The sequence below is a fragment of the Frankia sp. Mgl5 genome, assembly GCF_023242985.1.
Classification (GTDB): Bacteria; Actinomycetota; Actinomycetes; order Frankiales; family Frankiaceae; genus Parafrankia; species Parafrankia soli.
Genome location: NZ_JALKFY010000680.1, coordinates 17,432 through 37,719 on the forward strand (window position 1 = coordinate 17,432; position 20,288 = coordinate 37,719).

Here is a 20,288-nt window from a genome sequence, read left to right on the forward strand (position 1 = left end):
GCTGGCCATGACCCGTGAAACGTAGCGCGCAGGCCCTGTCCTTCAGGGCGGGGTTAGCGCGTCAACTCCGCCGTCAGGGTGACAATCGAATGATGTATTCTTTCAGTCGTGGGGAGTCGGGTTGTGAAGCGGGCCTACAGGTACCGTTTTTACCCGACTGCCGAGCAGGCCGAGCAGTTGACGAAAACGTTCGGCTGTGTGCGCTACGTGTACAACCGGGCGTTGGCGGAGCGGCACCGGGCATGGTTCTCCGAACAGCGCCGGGTCACGCATGCCGAGACGGACATGATGCTGACGGCGTGGAAACACGACCTGGAAACGGCGTGGCTGGCGGAGCCGTCGAAGGGGCCGTTGCAGGCGACGCTGCGACATCTGCAGGCCGCCTATGTGAGCTTCTGGGAGAAGCGGGCCGGCTACCCGTCCTTCAAGAAGAAGGGCAGGACCCTCGACTCGGCGACCTACTTCCGGAACTGCTTCAGTTTCCGCGACGGGCAGGTCAGGCTGGCGAAGCAGGATCTGCCGTTGGACATCGTCTGGTCGCGTCCGCTGCCCGAGGGTGCGGTGCCGTCGCAGGTGACGGTGTCGCGCAACGCCCGCGGCCAGTACCACATCTCGATCCTGGTCGAGGAGACCGTCACCAGCCTGCCTCCGTCGCCGGGACGGGTGGGGATCGATGCGGGGGTGACGTCCCTGGTCGCCTTGTCGACGGGGGAGAAGGTGACCAACCCGCGGCACGAGCGGGCCGACCGTGCCCGGCTCGCCCGCGCGCAGCGGGAGCTGTCCCGCAAGCGGGAGGGTTCGGCGAACCGGGCCAGGGCCCGGCTTGCCGTGGCGCGTGTGCATGGGCGGATCGCCGACCGGCGCCGGGATCATCTACACAAGCTGTCCACGAGGATCATTCGCGAGAACCAAACGGTGGTCATCGAGGACCTGGCGGTCCGCAACCTGCTCCGCAACCATTCGCTGGCACGGGCGATTTCGGATGCTTCCTGGTCGGAGCTGCGGCGGATGTTGGAGTACAAGGCCGACTGGTATGGCCGCACGGTGATTGCGATCGATCGTTTCTACCCGAGCAGCAGGACCTGTTCGGCCTGTGGGTCGATCGTCGAGAAGCTGCCGTTGGATGTGCGGGAGTGGGAGTGCCGCTGCGGTGCGCGCCACGACCGGGATGTCAACGCTGCGAAGAACATTCTGGCCGCGGGGCTCGCGGTGTCTGCCTGTGGAGACGGAGTGAGACCACCTCGCTCCTAGAGCGAGGAGGCGTCTGTTGGTGAAGCAGGAACCCGTATCGCAAGGTGCGGGAATCCCCGGCGGCCTTCAGACCGGGGAGGATGTCAATACCAGGGTCTTCGCCGCCGTCGACATCGGAGCGTCCGGCGGCCGGGTGATGGCCGGGCTGGTCGAGGGCGCGTCGGTATCCGTGCGGCCGGTCCACCGGTTCGCCAACCCGCTCGTCGAGACCGCGGGATCGCTGCGCTGGGACCTCGACCACCTGCACCGCGAGATGCTCCGCGGGCTGCACAAGCTGGCCCGGGCCTGCCCCGAGCTGGAGTCGATCGGCATCGACACATGGGCGGTCGACTTCGGCCTGCTCGACGCCGACGGCGAGCTGCTCGCGCCACCCGTCGCCTACCGGGACGGCCGCGCCGCGCGGTTCGTCGACGACGTGCACGCCGCGGTGCCACCGGAGGAGCTGTTCGCCGTCAACGGGTTGCAGTTCCTGCCGTTCACGACGCTGTACCAGCTCGCCGCGCAGCGGCGAGACCCGCTGTGGGACCGGGCCGCGCACGTCGTCCTGGTGCCCGACCTGCTGGCCTACCGGCTGACCGGGCGGCTGCGCACCGAGCTCACGAACGCCTCGACGACCGGCCTGCTCGACGTCCGGACGCGCCAGTGGTCCGAGGAGCTGCTGCGGCGGCTCGACATCCCGCGCCGGCTCCTGCCGGACCTCGAGGCGCCGGGTACCGTCCGTGGCGTCACGCACGCGCTCGGCCCGCCGGTCCCGGTGACGACGGTGGGTTCGCACGACACCGCCTCCGCCGTCGTCGGGGTCCCCGCGACGACCGACAGCTTCGGCTACGTCTCGTGCGGCACCTGGTCGCTGGTGGGCCTGGAGCTGCCGGCGCCGGTACTCACCCCGGACGCCCGCGCGGCGAACTTCACCAACGAGATCGGCGTCGACGGCCGGGTACGGTTTCTGCGCAACGTCGGCGGGCTGTGGCTGCTGCAGGAATGCCTGCGGGAGTGGAACAATCCCGACCTCGAGGATCTCCTCGCCGCCGCCGCGGCGCTGCCGCGCGGCGGCCCGGTGATCGACGTCGACGACCCCGCGCTCATCGCGCCGGGAAACATGCCGGCCCGGATCGCGGCGGCCGTGCGCGACGGCGACGGCCGGGTGCCCCGGACGCCGGCCGCGCTCGCGCGCTGCGTCGTCGACTCCCTCGCCCTCGCCTACGCGCAGACCCTGCGGCGGGCCGCGGACCTGACCGGGCGACAGGTCGAGGTCATCCATCTCGTCGGTGGCGGCTCCCGCGGCGAGCTACTGTGCCGACTCACCGCGAACGCGGCGGGGGTGCCGGTCGTCGCCGGGCCGGTCGAGGCGACCGCGCTCGGCAACGTCCTCGTCCAGGCACGGGCCCACGGTGCCGCGCCGACCACCCTGGAAGACCTGCGCGAGCAGCTCGCGCGCGCATCGACCCTCCGGAGGTACGAGCCGTCGTGAACCCCCTGGCGACACTGCGTTCCGTCATGCGGTTCGGTCCCGTCGAGACCAACCGGACCGAGCGGCGGCTGGCCCGGGCGGCCTCGGTGCACGACCTGCGGCGGATGGCCCGGCGGCGGCTGCCCGGTGGGGTCTTCGACTACATCGACGGCGCCGCCGAGGACGAACGCACCCTCGCCGCGAACGAGCGGGCCTACGCCGCCACGACCTTCCGCCCGCGGGTGCTGCGCGGCCTGCCCGAGGTCTCGATCGGCACGGAGATCCTCGGCGCGCCAGCCGCGTACCCGCTCGTGCTCGCGCCCACGGGATTCACCCGCATCGCCGACCCGCAGGGGGAGCTGGCCGTGGCCCGCGCCGCCGCCCGCGCCGGTCTTCCCTACACGCTGTCCACCCTGAGCACGCGTTCGATCGAGGAGGTCCGCGCGGTCAGCGACGGGCGGCTGTGGTTCCAGGTCTACGCCTGGCGCGACCGCGGCCTGGTCAAGGAGATGATCGAGCGCGCCGCCGCGGCCCGGTACGAGGCGATCGTCCTCACCGTCGACACCGCTGTCTTCGGCCGCCGCGAGCGCGACGTCCGCAGGGGCTTCTCCCTGCCGCCCACGATCGGTCCGGGCACGATCCTCGACGGCCTGCTCCATCCCGGCTGGACCTGGCAGTTCGTCCGCAGCGAACCCATCCGGTTCAGCAACGTCGCGGGCCGCGACGTGGGCGACGGCGCGTCACCGGTGACGCTGTCCGACTACATCAACACGCAGTTCGACCCCGGCCTCTCCTGGGCGGACCTGACCTGGCTGCGCTCGGTGTGGGACGGCCGCATCGTCGTCAAGGGCATCCAGACCGTCGCGGACGCGAAGCTCGCGGCCGAGGCCGGCGTCGACGCGATCGTCCTGTCGAACCACGGCGGCCGGCAGCTGGACGGCGCGCCGGCCACCCTGCCGCTCGTCGCCCCGGTCGCCGACGCGGTCGGCGGCCGCAGCGAGATCATCTGCGACGGCGGGGTCCGACGCGGCAGCGACATCGTCAAGGCGGTCGCGGCCGGCGCGACAGCGGCGATGGCCGGCCGCGCCTACCTCTACGCGCTCGGTGCCGCCGGGGAACGCGGAGTCGACCGGCTGCTCGCCTGGTTCGCCGCCGACGTCCACCGCACCCTGGCCCTCCTGGGCGCGGCCGGAGTCGCGGACCTCGGGCGCGGCCACATCGACGTGCCCTCCGAGCCGGCAGACCCGGCCGCACCGCGCCTCGCCGCCACGCCCCGCGCCGCACCGCCCCGCCCGCCTGCCTGACCGGCCCCTACCCGCCGCCGGTCGCCGGTCGCCGGTCGCCGGTTCCGCCAGAGATCGAGGTCCCATGCCCCCTCACCGGAACGCCGCCTTCATCGCCGCCCCGTCCGACCCGGGCGGGCGGGATCCCGTACCGGCGCCGTATCTGCGCCGGGAGTTCACCGTGGGCGCCGGCCTGCGTTCCGCCACCCTGCACGTCACCGCGGTGGGACTGATCGAGGCCCACCTGAACGGGGCCCCGGTGGGAGACGAGGTTCTCGCCCCGGGCTGGACGTCCTACCGGCATCGCCTGGTCGTGAGCAGTCACGAGGTCACCGGCCTGGTGGTGGAAGGCGTCAACGCTCTCGGCGCCGTCCTCGGTGAGGGCTGGGCGGTGGGCAGGCTCACCTGGGAGGAGGGCAAGCGGGCCGTCTGGGCGGACCGCCCGGCCGGCTTCCTGCAACTCGATCTCGACTACGGCGACCGCGTGGAGGTGATCGCGAGTGGTGCCGACTGGCGTGCCGGTACCGGGGCGACCTTGGCGGACAGCATCTACGACGGCGAGACCCACGACGCGCGACGGGAACCGGCGGGCTGGGCCGAGCCCGGCTTCGACGACGCGGAATGGTCGCCGGTCGAGGTCGTCCCACGCGACCTGGACACCCTGATCGCGCCGAGCGCGCCGCCGATCCGGCGGGTGCAGGAGCTGCCCGCCGTCGACATCCTGACGACGCCGGCCGGGCGGACGGTCGTCGACTTCGGGCAGAACCTGTCGGGCTGGGTCCGCCTCACCGTCCGCGGGCCGGCCGGTACCATGATCGTCCTGCGGCACACCGAGACTCTGATCGACGGTGAGGCGGACTTCCGGCCCAACCGGACGGCGCTCGCGACCGACCGCTACATCCTGCGCGGCGGTGGCCCGGAGACGTGGGAGCCGCGGTTCACCTTCCACGGTTTCCGCTACGTCGAGGTGGAAGGGTGGCCCGGTCGCCTCGACACCGAGGCGATGACCGCGGTGGTGGTGCACAGCGACATGCGCCGGACCGGTTGGTTCGAGACCTCCGACGAGCTGGTGAACCAGCTGCACCGCAACGTCGTCTGGTCGATGCGCGGCAACTTCGTCGGCGTGCCCACCGACTGCCCGCAGCGCGACGAGCGGCTCGGCTGGACCGGCGACATCAACGCCTTCGGTCCCACCGCCGCGTTCCTCTACGACGTGCGCGGGGTGCTGGGCTCGTGGCTCACCGACCTCGCCGCCGAGCAGCGCGAGCAGGGCCACGTGCCGCTGGTCGTCCCGGACGTGGGGGCGATGCCGATCACGACGCCCACCGCGCTGTGGGGAGACGTCGCCGTCAGCCTGCCCTGGGCCCTCTACCAGCAGTACGGCGACCGGGAGCTGCTCGCCGCCCAGTACGAGTCCATGACGGCCTTCATCGACAGCGTGGAGGGGCTGCTGGACGAGCGGGGGCTCTGGAACTCCGGTTTCCAGTTCGGCGACTGGCTCGATCCGGACGCACCGCCGAAGAACCCGGCCGGCGGCAGGACGGACGCCTATCTGGTCGCCTGCGCCTACCTGTGCCACACCACCCACCAGCTGGCACGGGCCGCCGAGGTCCTGGGCCACGCCGACGACGCCGCCCGGTACACGGCACTGCACCAGCGGGTCCGGGCGGCCTTCCGCGACGAATGGGTCACCCCGTCCGGTCTGGTCGCCAACGACACGGCCACCGCCTACGCGCTGGCCATCTGCTTCGACATCCTCGACCCGGCCCAACAGGCGCGCGCCGGCCGCCGGCTCGCCGAGCTGGTCGACAAGGCCGGACACCGGATCAGCACGGGCTTCGCCGGCACGCCGCTGGTCGCGCACGCCCTGAGCCGCACCGACCAGCTCGACACCGCCTACCGGCTGCTGCTCCAGACCGAGTGCCCCTCGTTCCTGTACCCGGTGACGCGGGGCGCGACGACGATCTGGGAGCGGTGGGACGCGATCCGGCCCGACGGGACGCTGCACGACACCGGCATGACGTCGCTCAACCACTACGCCCTGGGCGCCATCGCGGACTGGCTGCACCGGGTCGTCGGCGGTCTCGAACCCGTCGAGCCCGGCTACCGGCGGATGCGGATCGCGCCGCGGCCCGGCGGCGGCCTCACCCACGCCACGCTCACCCACGACACGCCGCACGGCCGGGTACGGGTCGCCTGGCACCAGGAACCCGACAGCCGGGTCACCGTCGACGTCGACGTCCCGCCGGGGACGGCCGCCGACGTCGTCCTGCCGGGCCACCCCGACGCGCTGACCGTCCACGTCGGGCCGGGCAGCCACCGCTGGGAGTACGACCTCCCGAAGCGGGCCCGGCCCGACTACACCCTCGACACCCCGTTGCGGGAGCTCTTCCGCGACTCCGCGCTGTGGGCCGCGATCCAGCCGGTCTTCCGCCGGCACCTTCCCCAGTTCGCCGACGCCGACAGCGGGACGGAACCCTCGCTGCCGAGCCTGCGTGTCCTACTGGGGTACTTCCCGGCCCAGGCCCCGGCTCTCGAGGCCGACCTGCTCGCGGTACTCCGGGCGTGAACCGCCGCCGGCTGGCGAAGGCCGGGGTGGGCTGTGGTCCGTGGGGACCGTGGGTGGACCGGCGGGTCGGTCAGTGGTGGGCAGGAGCCACCGGCGCGGGACTCAGGCCACCGACTGCTCGCGGCAGTACGAGCGGTACGTCGTCGAGGACTGGAGCAGTGAGGAGTGCGAGCCGGCGTCGGCGACCCGGCCGCGCTCCATCACGACGATCTGGTCGCAGTGCCGGATGGTGGCGATCCGGTGGGCGATGACCAGTGACGTCCGCCCGGACAGGAGCCGGTCCAGGGCGTCGAGCACGGCGCGTTCGCTGCCGGCGTCGAGCGCGCTGGTCGCCTCGTCGAGCACGACGACGGGGGGATCCTTCAGCATCACCCGGGCGATGGCGAGGCGTTGGCGCTGCCCGCCGGAGAGCAGGACGCCGCGCTCGCCGAGCTCCGTGTGGATGCCCTTCTCCCAGGTGCGGACGAACCCCCAGGCGTTGGCCGCCTCGAGGGCGGCCTCGATGTCCTGGTCGGTGGCGGTCGGCCGGGCGAGTCGCAGGTTGCGCGCCAGCGAGCCGCTGATCAGCACCGACTCCTGGAAGACCACACCCACCGCGGCCCGCACCGAGGCCTGGGTGACCTCGCGGAGGTTCTGGCCGTCGATGGTCACGCGGCCCTCGGTGGGGTCGAACAGCCGGAGCAGCAGCTGGGTGACCGTGGACTTGCCGGCGCCGGAGGAACCGACGAGCGCGACGCTGCGCCCCGGGGCGATCGTCAGGTCGAAGCCGTCCAGCACCAGGTGCGACCGCCGCCCGGGATAGGCGAACGAGACCTGTTCGAAGGTGATGCCACCCCGGGTGACGGCTAACGCCGGTGCCTTGGGGAGATCGCTCACCGCGGGGCGCTCCTCGAACAGCCTCGCGGCCCGCTCGCCGGCGGCCAGGCCGGCCAGCACCTCGGGGAGGCTGGTCATGACGACGGTCAGCGAGCTCGACCCGCGCAGCCAGAAGCCCCAGACGGCGACGACGTCGCCGAGGGAGAGCGTCCCCGACGCGGCCCGCCACGCGCCGACGAACAGGAGCAGGAACGGCGCGACGAACGAGAGGTGGAAGCCGAGCGGGTCGGCGTAGCGGTGCTGGAGCCGGGCCAGGGCCTCGGAGCCGGCCCGCACCCGGTCGGTGCCGCCGCGTACCTGGCGCAGGGCGTCGTCCTCCGCGTTGAACGCCTTGAGGAGCGTGTTCACGCCGAGCATCTCGGCGAGGGTCCCGGAGGTCCGGCCGAGCTCGTCGCGGATGTCGCGGCTGTGGCGGCGAAGCCGCGGGAGCACCAGCAGCGTCCACCCGAGGGCCACCGCGAGCAGGCCGAGCGCCAGCAGGGCCATCCAGGGATCGACCCAGGTGATGAGTCCCACCGAGAGGACCAGGACCGCCAGCGCCCACCACACCGTCAGGCCCTGCCAGACCGTCACCTCCAGACGTTCGATGTCCTGGTTGATCGCGGCGGCGACGTCGCCGACCCGCGATCGGTGGAAGAAGTCCATCGAGAGCCGCTGGACGTGCTCGTACAGGGCCCGCCGCAGGTTGTTCGCCCAGCGGGTCGCCCCACGACGGCACCAGGTGTGGGCGAAGTACGCCGCCACGAGGAACGTCGCGGAGACGGCGACCGCGGCGACCACGGGCCCCTGCCAGCCGTCGTGCAGGAACCGGCGCGGATCCTGCTGGATGCGGTCCAGCACTACCCGGAACACCGCGGGCGTGAGGCTCTGCGCGACCGCGTCGACGAGGATGAGCGCGTAGCCGCCGACGAGCAGCCACCTGCCGTCGCCGGCGTGACTGAACAGCGTGCGCAGGGGGTGCGCGCCGGTCCCAGGAGACCTGCGGTTCCGCGCGGATTCACGCGTCACGGGAACATCCGTCGCCCACGATCACGATCGGGTCGCCTCGTCGAGGAGGATCTGGGAGATCCGCTCGCGCAGCGCGGCCAGGGCGTGGCCGCCGGTGGTGCCACCGCCGACCGCCTCGGCGTCGGCGTCGGCCGCGCGCGGTAAGAGGGAGAATCCGGTGTAGAGGACGCGCCGTTCCTCGACGACGGGCGGGGTCGACTCGTGCAGGGTGCAGGTCAGGTGCACCGTGACGTCGCCCGGCTCGGTCGGCACGGCGACGACGGGCAGGTACGGCCGGGATTTCGCGATCTCCACCGGCATCAGCACGCGGTGGGATCCGGCGATGACGCGGAGCTGCCCGTTCGTCTCGCCGCTGCCGGTGACCGCGATCCCCGTGACCAGGTTCGAGCAGCTGTAGGCGTGCCGGCCGAAGTGACAGTCGCGGTGGAAGCTCACGTCCGACGCGCCGACCGTGACGTCGACCGGCTTGATGAGCGCCTCCAGGCCCCGACCGTCCGACGGACGCCGTTGGAGCAGGTCGTCGCCGGCCAGGACGCCGCGGAGATGTTCCCAGCGTTCGCCGCGCAGGATCGCCGAGGTCGCGGGGGAGCGGGTGATGAACTCCTGTAGCCGCACACAGCGGCGGCTGCCGTCCTCGACGGTCGCCCACCAGGAACGACCGTCACCCTCGCGGTAGTCGGGAAGCGCCCGGTCGATGTCGGCGGTGATCGCCGCCATGTCCGCCGGGTCCAGCCAGCCGCGCAGGTGAAGGTAACCGGCCTCGCGCAGGAAGTGCGAGACGTCCGCCGGATCGTCGGCGGGGGTGAGGACGTGCCCGAGGTCGAGCGCGGCACCGTGACGATCGACGAACTCGATCGTGTCGTCCACGACCGGCCAGCCCTCGAGCAGCGTCAGCCAGAGCGAGTCCCACCCGGAGACGTCCACCTCGGACCCGTCGCGGTAGCGCAGCTCGCGCGCGGTCAGCATCGCGTTGAACGATCGCTGGTTCTGCGCCCAGTCGGAGAACTCGGCCTCGCTGAGCGTCACGACAAGCGCGCCCCCGATGGTGCCGCGGGAAGCGGTCAGGGTCGTGCCGTCGCTCGAGAACGACCAGGAGGACGTGCCGATCTCGATGGACAGCGGTGGTGCCTGCAGAAAGGTGATCCCCTGCGCGACGAGAGGGCCATGGCGGGCGACGAGGCCCGGGAACTCCCGGGCGAGAAAATCCTCGATGCTGACGTGGCGCAGGTCGGCATCGCGACGCGTGCGGCGATCCAGAGCGATGGGCATGGCGATTCTCCCGTCGGAGTGTGCCGCCGGCGAGCATCCTGCCGATCGTGTGATCGGGCCGATTCGTGCCGCCGCGGAAAGGCGGGGCACGGGAAGATGCTCGAAGCTCGACGTCGTCAGGAAAAGGATCGGGAAACGGCCGGCGGCAACTCGGAATCCGCATCCACCACTGATCGACGCGGCTCGGCGACACGGCTCGACAATCGGCATGTCTGCGGGTCTGAACCCTGGCCTGTGCACCTACCGCGGAACGTGTAGGAGCCTAATACCGGGTTACTAGTGCGTGCAAGTGGTGAGCCGGGCGCCGGCGACCCACGCCGACAGCCCACGCCGACAGCCCACGCCGGCAACCCACGCCGGCAACCCGCGTCGGCTAGCCTCGCCGGCTCTCGACCGTGGTGGTGACGGTCGCCGCCACCTCCCGGTACCGGTCGAGGACGAAGCGGAGCGGCTCGGCCCGGTGGATGACGGCGTCGGCGCGCGACCAGGACGGCGGCGTGGCGCCGTCCGTGCGGGCCAGGACCGTCGCGGCCTGCCGTGCGGCGCCGTCGGCGACGTACTCGCCGGGCGCGGGCACGGCGACAGGGATCCCGAGGATCGCGGGCGCGATCTCCTGGACGGCGCGTGAGCGGGCGCCGCCGCCGACGAGGGTCACCCGGTCGATGCGCACGCCCTGGGCGCGCAGGGCGTCGAGGCAGCCCGCCATCAGGCACAGCACGCCCTCCACGGCGGCGCGGGCGAGGTTCGCCGGGGTCATCGACGTCGGCGTGAGGCCGTGCAGGGAGCCGGTGGCGGTGGGCAGGTTCGGGGTGCGCTCGCCCTCGAGGTAGGGCACGAGCACCAGGCCCGCGGCACCCGGCTGGGCGCTCAGGGCGAGCCGGCTGAGCTCGTCGTGGCCGACGCCGAGCAGGGCCGCCGTCGCGTCCAGGACCCGGCTGGCGTTCAGGGTGCAGGCGAGCGGCAGGTGACGGCCGGTCGCGTCGGCGAAGCCGGCGACCGCGCCGGTGGCGTCCCGGGTGGTGGCGGCGGCGACCGTGGCGACGACGCCGGAGGTCCCCAGGGACATCAGCGCCTCGCCCGGCCGCAGGCCCAGGCCGAGCGTCGCCCCGGCGTTGTCGCCGCACCCCGGCCCCAGGAGCAGATGGCCCCAGCCGGCGGCGGCGTCGCCCCGCCCCGCGACCGCCTCGGGGCCGGTGACGGTCGGGAGCGTGATCCGCTCGACGCCGCCGGGCTCGCGGCGCAGCGCCAGGGCCAGCACGTCGCGCCGGTAGGCGTTGCTGACGGCGTCGAAGTAGCCGGTGCCGGAGGCGTCGGAACGGTCGGTTCGCAGGGTGTCCAGCGACCGGGCGCCGGACAGCCGCCAGGTCAGCCAGTCGTGGGGCAGCACGACCGCGGCGATCCGGGCCGCGGCGTCGGGTTCGTGGTCGGCGAGCCAGCGCAGCTTGGTGACGGTGAAGGAGGCGACCGGGACCAGGCCCACCGCGGCCGCCCACCGCTCGGCTCCCCACTCGGCCACGAGGTCGGCCGCCGCCGCGGCGGAACGGGTGTCGTTCCACAGCAGCGCGGGCCGGATGACCTGCCCGGCGTGGTCCAGCGCGATCATCCCGTGCTGCTGGGCGGCGACCGAGACGGCCGCGACGTCGCCGAGGCCGCCGGCCCGTTCGACCGCGGTGCGCAGGGCCGTCCACCAGTGCTCGGGGTCGATCTCCGTCTCGGGAGGATGGGGTGCGGTTCCCTGGCGGACGAGAGTGCCGGAGTCGGCGTCCCGGATGACCACCTTGCACGACTGGGTGGACGAGTCGATCCCCGCGACGAGCGCCATGCCGGCGGTCCGGCTCAGCCGGCCGGCCGGGCGGCCGCCGTGCCCGCGCCGGGGGTCGGCGAGCCGACGAGGTGTTCGATCGCCAGTTGCTGGAGCCGGACGAAACCGAAGTCCCGCTCGGCCGCCTTGGCCGGGTCGAAGCCGTCGTCCGAGGCGAGGAGGTCGGCCGCGGTCTCGCCGGGGGTGAGGGTGGGCTCGGCCAGCTCGAACACGCCGGCGTAGGCCATCGCCTCCTGGACGGCGGGATCGGCGCGGAACGCCGCCGCCTTCTCCGCGAGCAGCAGGTAGGTCGACATGCACGTCCGCGCCGACTCCCAGACCCCGGCCATGCCCTCCGTCCGCGACGGCTTGTAGTCGAAGTGGCGGGGACCGGTGTACCGGGGGCCGCCCGGGTAGCCCGGGAAGCCGTTCTCGAGCAGGTCGACGGTGAAGAACGCCGAGACGAGATCGCCGTGCCCGAAGACCAGGTCCTGGTCGTACTTCAGGCCCCGCTGCCCGTTGAGGTCGATGTGGAAGAGCTTCCCGCTCCACAGCGCCTGGCCGAGCGCGTGGGTGTAGTTGAGGTTGGCCATCTGCTCGTGCCCGGTCTCCGGGTTGACCCCGACGATGTCGCCGTGCTCCAGCTCGGCGATCAGCGCCAGCGCATGCCCGACGGTGGGCAGGAAGATGTCGCCGCGCGGCTCGTTCGGCTTCGGTTCGAGCGCGATCCGCAGGTCGTAGCCCTGGGACTTGATGTAGCCGGCGACGGTGTCCAGGCCCTCCCGGTAGCGCTCCAGCGCGGCGAAGACGTCCTTCGACCCGTCGTACTCGCTGCCCTCCCGGCCGCCCCACATCACGAACGTGGTCGCGCCGAGCTGGGCCGCGAGATCCACCGCGCGCAGCACCTTGCGCAGGCCGAACCGGCGCACGCCGCGGTCGTTCGACGTCAGGCCGCCGTCCTTGAACACGGGATGGGTGAAGGTGTTCGTGGTCACCATCTCGATGACCAGGCCGGACGAGTCGGTGGCCTCTTTCAGCCGGCGGCAGGCCCGCGCGGCGGCGGCGTCGTCGGCGTCGAAGGGGAAGACGTCGTTGTCGTGCAGGGTGATGCCCCAGGCGCCTATCTCGGCCAGCCGGTCGGCGTACTCCCACGGGCCGAGGGCCGTCCGGGTCGGCAGGCCGAAGGGGTCGGTTCCGGTCCAGCCGACCGTCCACAGGCCGAAGGAGAACTTGTCCTCGGGAGTGGGCTGTCGTGGCATCGCTGCTCCGATCCGCGTCTTTAGTATTTCGATAAAACATAATCCTGGGTCGCGGTAGCGTCAACGTGTGCCCTTGGAGCTGCCCGGACCTCGACCGACGAGCGGGGCCCGGCAGGCGACCCTGCGTGAGAGCAACCTCGCCCTGGTCGCCCGCACCGTCGCCGCCGCGGCGCCGGCGTACCTTTCGCGGGCGGACGTCGCCGGGGCGACCTCGATGACCCGGGCCACCGCGTCGCGTCTCGTCGACGAGCTCGTCACCGGCGGTGTCGTGGACGAGCTGGGCCCTGACGAGCTGGACCGCCCCGCGCCCCGCCGCGGCCGGCCAGGGACGCCGCTGGCCCCGGGCTCGCGGATCGCGGCGCTGGGGCTCCAGATCGACGCCGGATTCCTGGCGGCCCGGGTGATCAACCTGCGCGGCCAGGTCCTCGCCGAGTGGGTCGAGAGCCGAGATCTCGTCGCGAGTCCACCGGAGGAGGCGCTGCGTCGCCTCGACGCCGCGAGCGGCGGCCTCCTGTCCCGGCTGCCCGCCGGGACCCGCCTCATCGGAGCGCGGCTCGCCCTGCCCGGCATCGTCGCCGTGGGGGAGGGGCTGCTGCTGCGGGCACCGACCCTCGGCTGGTCGGACCTCCGACCGGTCGACATGCTGGCCTCGGGGACGCTCGCCGGCCTGCCGTTCACGATCGGCAACGAGGCCGACCTGGCCGCGCGCACGGTCGCCGAGAGCGCGCCGGGACGGCCGGCCCCGCTGCCGGACTTCGTCTACCTGTCGGGCGGGATCGGCATCGGCGGCGCCGTGGTCCGGGACGGAGTGGTCGTCACCGGCTCCCACGGCTGGGCCGGCGAGATCGGGCATGTCTGCGTCGACCCCAACGGCCCGAGCTGCCCGTGCGGGTCGACCGGCTGCCTGGAGCGTTACGCCGGGCGGTACACGCTGCTCGCCGCCGTCGGGCTGGGCGCGACCGCGCCGCCCGACCGCCTGTTCGAGCGGGTGGCGGCCGGCGATCAGGACGCGTGCCAGGCCGTCGGTGTGGCGGCATGGGCCCTCGGCATCGCGGTGGCCAGCGTCATCAACATGTTCGACGTTCCCACCGTTGTCCTCGGGGGCTATCTGGGCCAGATCGCCGGCCTGCTGCGCCCGGACCTGGACCCGGCGCTGCGGGCCCGCGTGCTGTCGGCCCGCTGGGTCGCGCCGGCGATCGTCGCGGCCGAGCCCGGCTCCGCCCCCGGCGCCACCGGCGCGGCCTTCGCCGAGCTGGCGGCGGTGATCGCCGATCCGGCGCGCTGGACGGTCCGGTAGGCGTCGCGCCACCGCTCGCCGCGCTCCGCGAGCGGGCCGGAAGGAGCTGGAGATCCCAGACACCATCCAGGACGAGACGATCAGCGTGCGGAACGGCGTGCCTCGGACTTCCGGGCCATGAGCGTGAGCCGGGTCAGCCGGTGGCGCCGTCGGCGCAGAGCTCCTCCTGGGTGACGTCGAACGTGGCGCCCGTGGGGCCGACCTGGACAAAGGCGTGGCAGGCGATCGGCTTGCCGGCGTTGTCCCGCAGGTCGACGGGTGCGATGAGGCCCCCGGCGTCGTAGTCGGGGACGGCGCGCAGGGCCTTGATGAACCCCTCGCGGGTGGGGCAGGGGCCGGCCAGGTCCAGTCCGCGCAGGAACATGTCGGCGGAGATGTAGGTGAACATCGCGAACTGCTGTTCCGGGTTCACGGTCTCCGGCGCGTACCGGGTCATCGCGGCGCGGTACCGCTCGACCGCGGGCCCGCCGGCTTCGAAGGGGCGGAAGAACACCGGGATCGAGACTCCGGCGAGGGCCGGGCCGGAGGTGGCCAGCAGGTTGCGGTCGTAGCCGGAGAGCGCGACGCTGACAGCGAGGTGCAGGCCGTTCCTGCGCGTCGCCTGGACGACGTCGGCGAAGTCGTTCGCCGCGGTGATGCCGAGCAGGCTGTCGGCACCGGACTCGGCGATCTGGCGGGCTGTCCGGTCGGGGTTGTCGATGGTGGCGGAGTAGGGAAGCACCGCGACGGCGGTGAGCCCCAGTGCCTGCAGGTGCTGTGAGTAGGTGGCCACGATGTCGGAGCTGAAGGCCGACTGCCCCGAGGTCACCAGGGCGACCTTCCTGCCGCCACCGGCCTGGATGTACCGGCCGATGATCTCGGGTGAGGCCGAGTACATGTAGGAGAACATGTTCGCGTGCCCGGCCCACGCCGGCTCGGCCGCGAGGCCGGTGACCGGCACCCCCTCGCGCGTCAGGTAGTCCTGCGACTCACCGGTGACGGCGCTGCTCATCACCAGGCCGAAGACGGAACCGGTGCGGATGAGGCCCTCGGTGACGTTCGCGTTGACCGGGCCCGAGCTCTCGTCGTCGCGCCACTGGTAGACGACCCGGCGGCCGTGAACGCCGCCCTCGGCGTTGGCCAGGCTGATTCTCGCGTCGAAACCGGCGCGAGCGGAGGAGAAGGCACTGCCGGCCCCTCCGGAGTCGGAGTACACGAACCCGAGCGTGATCCGGTCGGGTGTCACCCCGGGGGAGTCGCAGGCCGCGACCGCGTCGGGCCGGGTTCCCGGCGTGGAACAGGCGGTGACAGCGAGGAGGATCGAGGCTGCCGCCGCCGCCACGGACGATCTGGCCAAGGTGCGTGAACGCATGCGGGTTTCCTTCAGCGGTGCCTGGTGAGGACGACGGAGATCCCGGGTGGTCGCCAGGCCAGGGCGACGCCGGCCTTTCCTCCGCGGTCGGGATACGGGAAGGGGATCCGGCGTGCGCCGTCAGGCGCGGCGGGCGGACAGCGGGAGGGTTCGCGAGCAGTGGATGTCGTCACTGCTGAGCGCGGCCAGCACGGTGACGTCGCCGGGCTCGAGGCCGCGGGTGCCGTCGGCCATGGTGTAGAACAGCCGCTCGACCGGGGCATCGAGGAGAACCCGCCGTGTTTCTCCCGCGGCCAGAGCCAGGCGGGTGAACCCGAGAAGCTGGCGGACGGGCCGGACGACCGTCGCGGCCTCGTCCCGTGCGTAGAGCTGCACGACGGTCTCGCCGTCGACGGTGCCGGTGTTCGACACGAGGAGCCGCGCCCGCAGCTGCCCGTCGATCTCCTCGACGGCCGGTCCGGCTGACTCGTCGAGGGCGATGTCGAAGGAGCTGTAGGAAAGGCCGTGCCCGAAGGCGTAGAGCGGGGCGTCGTCGTCGAGGTCGTTGTAGCCGTGCCGGGTGCCGGTGGGGTGGTCGTAGCCGCTGCCGAAGTGGTGCCCGTGATAGATCGGGATCTGGCCCAGGTGCCGGGGGAAGGTGCTCGGGAGCTTTCCGCTCGGGTTGATCGCACCGAACACGGCCCCCGCGATCGCCGGGCCGGCTTCCTCACCGAGCAGTGGTGCGAGAAGGACGGCGCGCGAGGCCCGAGCCACGGTGTCGAGGAGGAGGGGGCGTCCGGAGACCACCACGGTCACCAGGGGCCTGCCGGTCGCGGCGAGCAGAGCGACGAGCTCGTCCTGGTCGCCGGGCAGGCTGGGGGACGCGGTGGACTGGCCCTCGCCGGCGGTGTTGTTCCCGACCCATCCGGTCCGCTCGCCGACGACGGCGATGACGGCGTCGGCGTCGGCGACCGCCGCGGCCACCGCCGCCTGGTCCAGTGCGTGCTCAGGGTCGGCCTCGAAGCGGCCGAGCGGAACGAACTCGACGGTCGGGGCGAAGCCCCGCAGCGCGTCGAGCACGGTGGGCGCCTCGGGGTGGATCCGCCGGGCCTCCGCCTCGAACCTCTCGTCGAACCCCGGCATCCGCGGCTGGAAGATGTCGGTGAACACGAAGGTGGCCGGATCGACGCCGGGCACCTGCCCCGTCATCACCGCCATCATTCCCAGCGGCATCTCGGCGTTGGAGACGGAGGTGTAGGCACCGAAATGGATGCGCAGCTCGTCGGCGGCCGGGCCCACGACGACGATGCGCCCACCCCGAGGTGCCAGGGGCAGGGTGCCGTCGTTGGCGAGCAGGACCAGGCCACGGGCGGCGATGGCGCGGCGCACCTCGGCCGCCTCTGCCCGGTCCGGGGGCGTCCCCCGGACCGGAGACGCCGCGGCGGACGCACCGGGTGGCGTCGCCATCCCCGGGATGAGTCCGACGCGGGCCTTGACGGTGAGGACCCGGGTGACCGCCGTGTCGAGGACGTGTTCGTCGAGACGGCCACTGGTGACCTCGTCTGCCAGGTGGGAGAAGTTCACGTCGCCGGGGAGCTCTACGTCGAGGCCGGCGCTGATCGCCTGGACGGCGGCCTGCCCTTCCGAGGACGCGGTGTGGTAGATCGTCCGCAGCATGTCCACGGCGCTGTAGTCGCTGACCACGATGCCGTCGAAGCCCAGCTGGCCGCGGAGCAGGTCGGTGAGCAGCCAGCGGTCGGCGGCGCAGGGCACGCCGTCGAGCTCGTTGTAGGAGTTCATGACGGCGACCAGGCCGGCTTCGGTGATCGCCCGGCGGAACGGCTCGGCGTACTCGTCGATCAGCGCGCGGCGCCCCAGCTGGGTGACCGCCTGGTTGAGGCCGCCCTCGGAGGCGCCGTACCCGGCGAAGTGCTTCCCCGTCGCGAGCAGGCCGGAGTCACCCTCGGGGCCCTGGACACCCCGGACGAAGGCGACCGAGAACTGGGCGGCCAGCTCGGGGTCCTCGCCGTAGGTCTCGTGCACGCGGCCCCACCGCGGGTCCCGCGCGAGGTCCATGACCGGGGAGAAGGCGAGGTGGATGCCGGCCTGGCGCATGTGGGCGGCGCTCACGGCCGCCGCGCGGGTCACCAGCGCCGGGTCCCAGGCCGCCGCCTGCGCCCAGGCGGTCGGGAACTGCGAACCTGAGACATGCAGGAAGCCGTTGACAGCCTCGTTGTGCGCGAGGGCCCCGATGCCGAAGGGGGCGACCTCGCGCACCGCCGACTGGATCCGGTCGAGCGCGGACCGCAGGCTCGCCGCGTCATGGCCGAGGAACCAGGCCAGGGACAGGTGACCGGTCCCGTGCGGGCGCAGCGACGGCACCCGGCTGACGTCGATGTCCGGACTGGCCGGGCGCGGCCCCTCGCCACGGACGACGAGGTCGGTGACCGCGAACCCCGTCAGCTGGGCGATCTTCTGCTCCAGCGTCAGCCGGGACACCAGGTCGGGGACCCTGCCGGGACTCAGCGTGCTGCGGGTCACCTCGGGGTTCCTTCTTCACTGGTCGGGTAGCGCAGGCCGATCTGGGCCCGGGCGGCGTCGAGGGTGCGCATGACCGACACGGTTTCCGCGAGCGGCATGACGTCGCTTTCCAGCTCCCCGGCACGCAGCCGGTCGTGCACGTGACGGGCCTGGTGGTGCAGGCCGCCACCGGCCCTGTCCCCACCGGCCCCGTCACCGGGGCCCGTGCCACCGGGGCCCGTTCCGGCGAGGGCGGCGGGGTCGAGGGCGGCGGGCAGGCTCAGATGCTCGGTGCCGAACGGGCCGCGTACGACCAGGTCGTCCGGGCAGTGCATCATCGCGGGCAGCTCGATGCTGCCGGCTGTGCCGGTGATGCGGCCGGTGCAGGCGAGACCGGCCCGCAGAGACGCCTTGGCGAGGGCCACCGCGCCCGTGTCGTAGCCCGTCATGACGGCGGTGTGCTCGTCCACGCCGGTCTCGCCGAGCTGGGCGAAGGCGGCGACCCGGTCCGGTTCGCCGAGCAGCATGCTCGCCAGCGACAGGGGGTAGACGCCCAGGTCGAGAAGGGCGCCGCCGCCCTGGGTGGGGTCGAACAGCCGGTGGGACGGGTCCATCGGGAGCCGGAAGCCGAAGTCGCCGTCGACGGCGAGGACGGTGCCGATCGCGCCGTCCGCGACCAGCTCCCGGATCCGCACGTAGGCGGGCAGGAAGCGGCTCCACATCGCCTCCATCAGGAACTGCCCGTGGGCGCGCGCGGTGGCCACCATGTCGGCGGCCTGGTCCGCGTCTAGGGCGAACGGCTTCTCGCACAGCACGCCCCGCCCGGCGCTCAGGAACAGCAGGGTGTGCCGGTGGTGGTGCGAGTGCGGGGACGCCACGTAGACGACGTCGACGCCGTCGTCGGCGGCGAGCTCCTCGTACGACCCGTACCTGCGCCGGCGTGGCACCCCGAACTTCTCGCCGAACCTGTCGGCCGTCTGCTGCTGACGGGAGCCGACGGCCACCAGCTCCGCCTCGGGCAGGCGGCCGAGCGCCTCCGCGAACCCGTTCGCGATGGAGCCGGTGCCTGCGATCGCCCAGCGGAACGACATGACACGTCCTCGATTCAGGTGGGTCCGCCGGCGCGGGCGACCTTGCCGAGCCAGTGGGCGGAGGGTTTGACGGTGCGGGTGAAGGTGGTGCGGTCGACGGCGACGAGCCCGAAGGTCATCTCGTAACCGGAGGTCCACTCGAAGTTGTCGAGCAGCGTCCAGTGCAGGTAGCCGCGGACGTCGACGCCGTCGGCGATGGTGCCGGCCAGCCCTTCGAGGGCGGCGGTGGTGTAGGCGATCCGGGCGTCGTCGTCGTCGGTGGCCATGCCGTTCTCGGTGACCAGCACCGGCACGCCGGCGTGCTCGGCGGCGAGGCGGACGGTGTGGCCCAGGGCCTGGGGGTAGATCTCCCAGCCGGTCTGCGTGGTGGGGGCTCCGGTGGGAACGGGCAGGACGCCGTCGGGGCCGATGCGTTCCCGGGTGTAGGTCTGCACGCCGACGAAGTCGTCGTCGCGGGAGACGTCGAGCCAGTCGAGGAGGGCCGCCTGGCGTACCGCCTGCCAGCGTTGTTCGCCGCCGTCGGCGGGCTGGAGGTCGATGAGGGCCAGCGTCCAGCCGACGGCGGGGTTCCCGGGACCGGACTTGATGGCCTCCACGGCCTTGCGATGCGCGTTCGCCATCACCTCGACGCTGGGGGCGGCCCACGCCGCGCCTGACCGTGCCTCGCCTGACTGCGCCTCGCCGGGATCCTGGCGCTCGTTGCCGGTCGACAGGCCGAGGGTCTCGTCGCGGGACGCGGCCGGGATGACACCGAGATGCACCATCAGGGAGATGACGTTCGGCTCGTTGAACGTGCACACCCAGGGCACGAGGTCACCGATGTGCTCGGTAACCCGGCCCGCGTACCGGGCGAACCGGTCCGCCGCCGCCGGGTTGCCCCACCCTCCCGCGTCGGCGAACCACCGCGGTGTCGAGAAGTGGCTGTAGGTCACGACCGGGGTGACTCCGTGCTCGAGACAGGTGCCGACCATTCGGCGGTAGTGGTCGAGAGCGGCCCGGGAGAAATAGCCCTCCTCCGGCTCGATTCTCGACCACTCGACCCCGAACCGGTAGGCGTTCAGGCCGAGACCGGCCAGGGTCGCGATGTCCTCCGGGTACCGGTGGTAGTGGTCGCAGGCATCGCCTGACGGCTCGGCGAACGTCGAGTTCTTCGCCCATTCGCTGCGCCACATGTCGGAGTTGACGTTGCCGCCCTCCACCTGGTGCGCCGCGGTCGACGCACCCCAGAGGAAGTCCTCGGGGAATGTGCTCATGATCGTTGGATCTCCTGAGCCGGATGCTTTC

The 20,288-nt window shown here is 72.7% G+C and carries 13 protein-coding genes; 5 read left to right on the plus strand and 8 right to left on the minus strand.

Annotated features, from left to right (window positions below):
• Nucleotides 1-123 precede the first annotated feature (123 nt).
• The 4 genes from MXD62_RS24110 to MXD62_RS24125 all read left to right on the plus strand — a co-directional run bounded on the left by MXD62_RS24110 (nucleotide 124) and on the right by MXD62_RS24125 (nucleotide 6,553).
• Nucleotides 124-1,251, plus strand: coding sequence for a transposase (locus MXD62_RS24110; RefSeq protein WP_248831734.1), 1,128 nt, complete (start codon nucleotides 124-126; stop codon nucleotides 1,249-1,251).
• 52 nt (nucleotides 1,252-1,303) lie between these two features.
• Nucleotides 1,304-2,722 (plus strand): rhamnulokinase family protein, encoded by a 1,419-nt coding sequence (locus MXD62_RS24115; RefSeq protein WP_368862443.1) that lies wholly within the window; start codon nucleotides 1,304-1,306, stop codon nucleotides 2,720-2,722.
• Nucleotides 2,719-4,005: an alpha-hydroxy acid oxidase gene (locus MXD62_RS24120; RefSeq protein WP_248831736.1), complete on the plus strand. Its 1,287-nt coding sequence runs from the start codon at nucleotides 2,719-2,721 to the stop codon at nucleotides 4,003-4,005. The genes MXD62_RS24115 and MXD62_RS24120 overlap by 4 nt, the downstream gene beginning before the upstream one ends.
• Nucleotides 4,006-4,069: 64 nt before the next feature.
• Nucleotides 4,070-6,553 carry a glycoside hydrolase family 78 protein gene (locus MXD62_RS24125; protein ID WP_248831737.1) on the plus strand — a complete coding sequence of 828 codons (2,484 nt, stop codon included), beginning with the start codon at nucleotides 4,070-4,072 and terminating at the stop codon, nucleotides 6,551-6,553.
• A gap of 102 nt (nucleotides 6,554-6,655) precedes the next feature.
• Here MXD62_RS24125 and MXD62_RS24130 read toward each other — a convergent pair whose 3' ends face one another.
• From MXD62_RS24130 to xylA, 4 genes are all read right to left on the minus strand, one after another.
• Entirely contained in the window at nucleotides 6,656-8,437 is a 1,782-nt protein-coding gene (locus MXD62_RS24130) for an ABC transporter ATP-binding protein (protein WP_248831738.1), read from the minus strand.
• A 21-nt stretch (nucleotides 8,438-8,458) separates the two neighbouring features.
• Nucleotides 8,459-9,706, minus strand: a complete 1,248-nt coding sequence (locus tag MXD62_RS24135; RefSeq protein WP_248831739.1) for a phytanoyl-CoA dioxygenase family protein — start codon at nucleotides 9,704-9,706, stop codon at nucleotides 8,459-8,461.
• A gap of 373 nt (nucleotides 9,707-10,079) precedes the next feature.
• Nucleotides 10,080-11,528 carry a xylulokinase gene (gene xylB, locus MXD62_RS24140; protein ID WP_248831740.1) on the minus strand — a complete coding sequence of 483 codons (1,449 nt, stop codon included), beginning with the start codon at nucleotides 11,526-11,528 and terminating at the stop codon, nucleotides 10,080-10,082.
• Between the two features lie 14 nt (nucleotides 11,529-11,542).
• Complete coding sequence (gene xylA / locus MXD62_RS24145) at nucleotides 11,543-12,766, minus strand: xylose isomerase (RefSeq protein ID WP_248831741.1); 1,224 nt, start codon at nucleotides 12,764-12,766, stop codon at nucleotides 11,543-11,545.
• A 67-nt stretch (nucleotides 12,767-12,833) separates the two neighbouring features.
• On the opposite strand from xylA, the gene MXD62_RS24150 reads away from it, so the two are divergent.
• Nucleotides 12,834-14,063, plus strand: coding sequence for an ROK family protein (locus tag MXD62_RS24150; protein WP_248831742.1), 1,230 nt, complete (start codon nucleotides 12,834-12,836; stop codon nucleotides 14,061-14,063).
• Between the two features lie 133 nt (nucleotides 14,064-14,196).
• On the opposite strand, the gene MXD62_RS24155 is transcribed toward MXD62_RS24150, so the two are convergent.
• The 4 genes from MXD62_RS24155 to MXD62_RS24170 form a co-directional block, all read right to left on the minus strand.
• Complete coding sequence (locus MXD62_RS24155; protein WP_248831743.1) at nucleotides 14,197-15,414, minus strand: ABC transporter substrate-binding protein; 1,218 nt, start codon at nucleotides 15,412-15,414, stop codon at nucleotides 14,197-14,199.
• Between the two features lie 120 nt (nucleotides 15,415-15,534).
• Nucleotides 15,535-17,934 carry a glycoside hydrolase family 3 N-terminal domain-containing protein gene (locus MXD62_RS24160; RefSeq protein ID WP_248831744.1) on the minus strand — a complete coding sequence of 800 codons (2,400 nt, stop codon included), beginning with the start codon at nucleotides 17,932-17,934 and terminating at the stop codon, nucleotides 15,535-15,537.
• Nucleotides 17,931-19,004, minus strand: a complete 1,074-nt coding sequence (locus tag MXD62_RS24165) for a Gfo/Idh/MocA family protein (protein ID WP_248831745.1) — start codon at nucleotides 19,002-19,004, stop codon at nucleotides 17,931-17,933. The genes MXD62_RS24160 and MXD62_RS24165 overlap by 4 nt, the downstream gene beginning before the upstream one ends.
• A 14-nt stretch (nucleotides 19,005-19,018) precedes the next feature.
• A complete protein-coding gene (locus MXD62_RS24170; RefSeq protein WP_248831746.1) occupies nucleotides 19,019-20,257 on the minus strand; it encodes a family 1 glycosylhydrolase in 1,239 nt (412 codons plus the stop codon).
• Nucleotides 20,258-20,288: the final 31 nt, after the last annotated feature.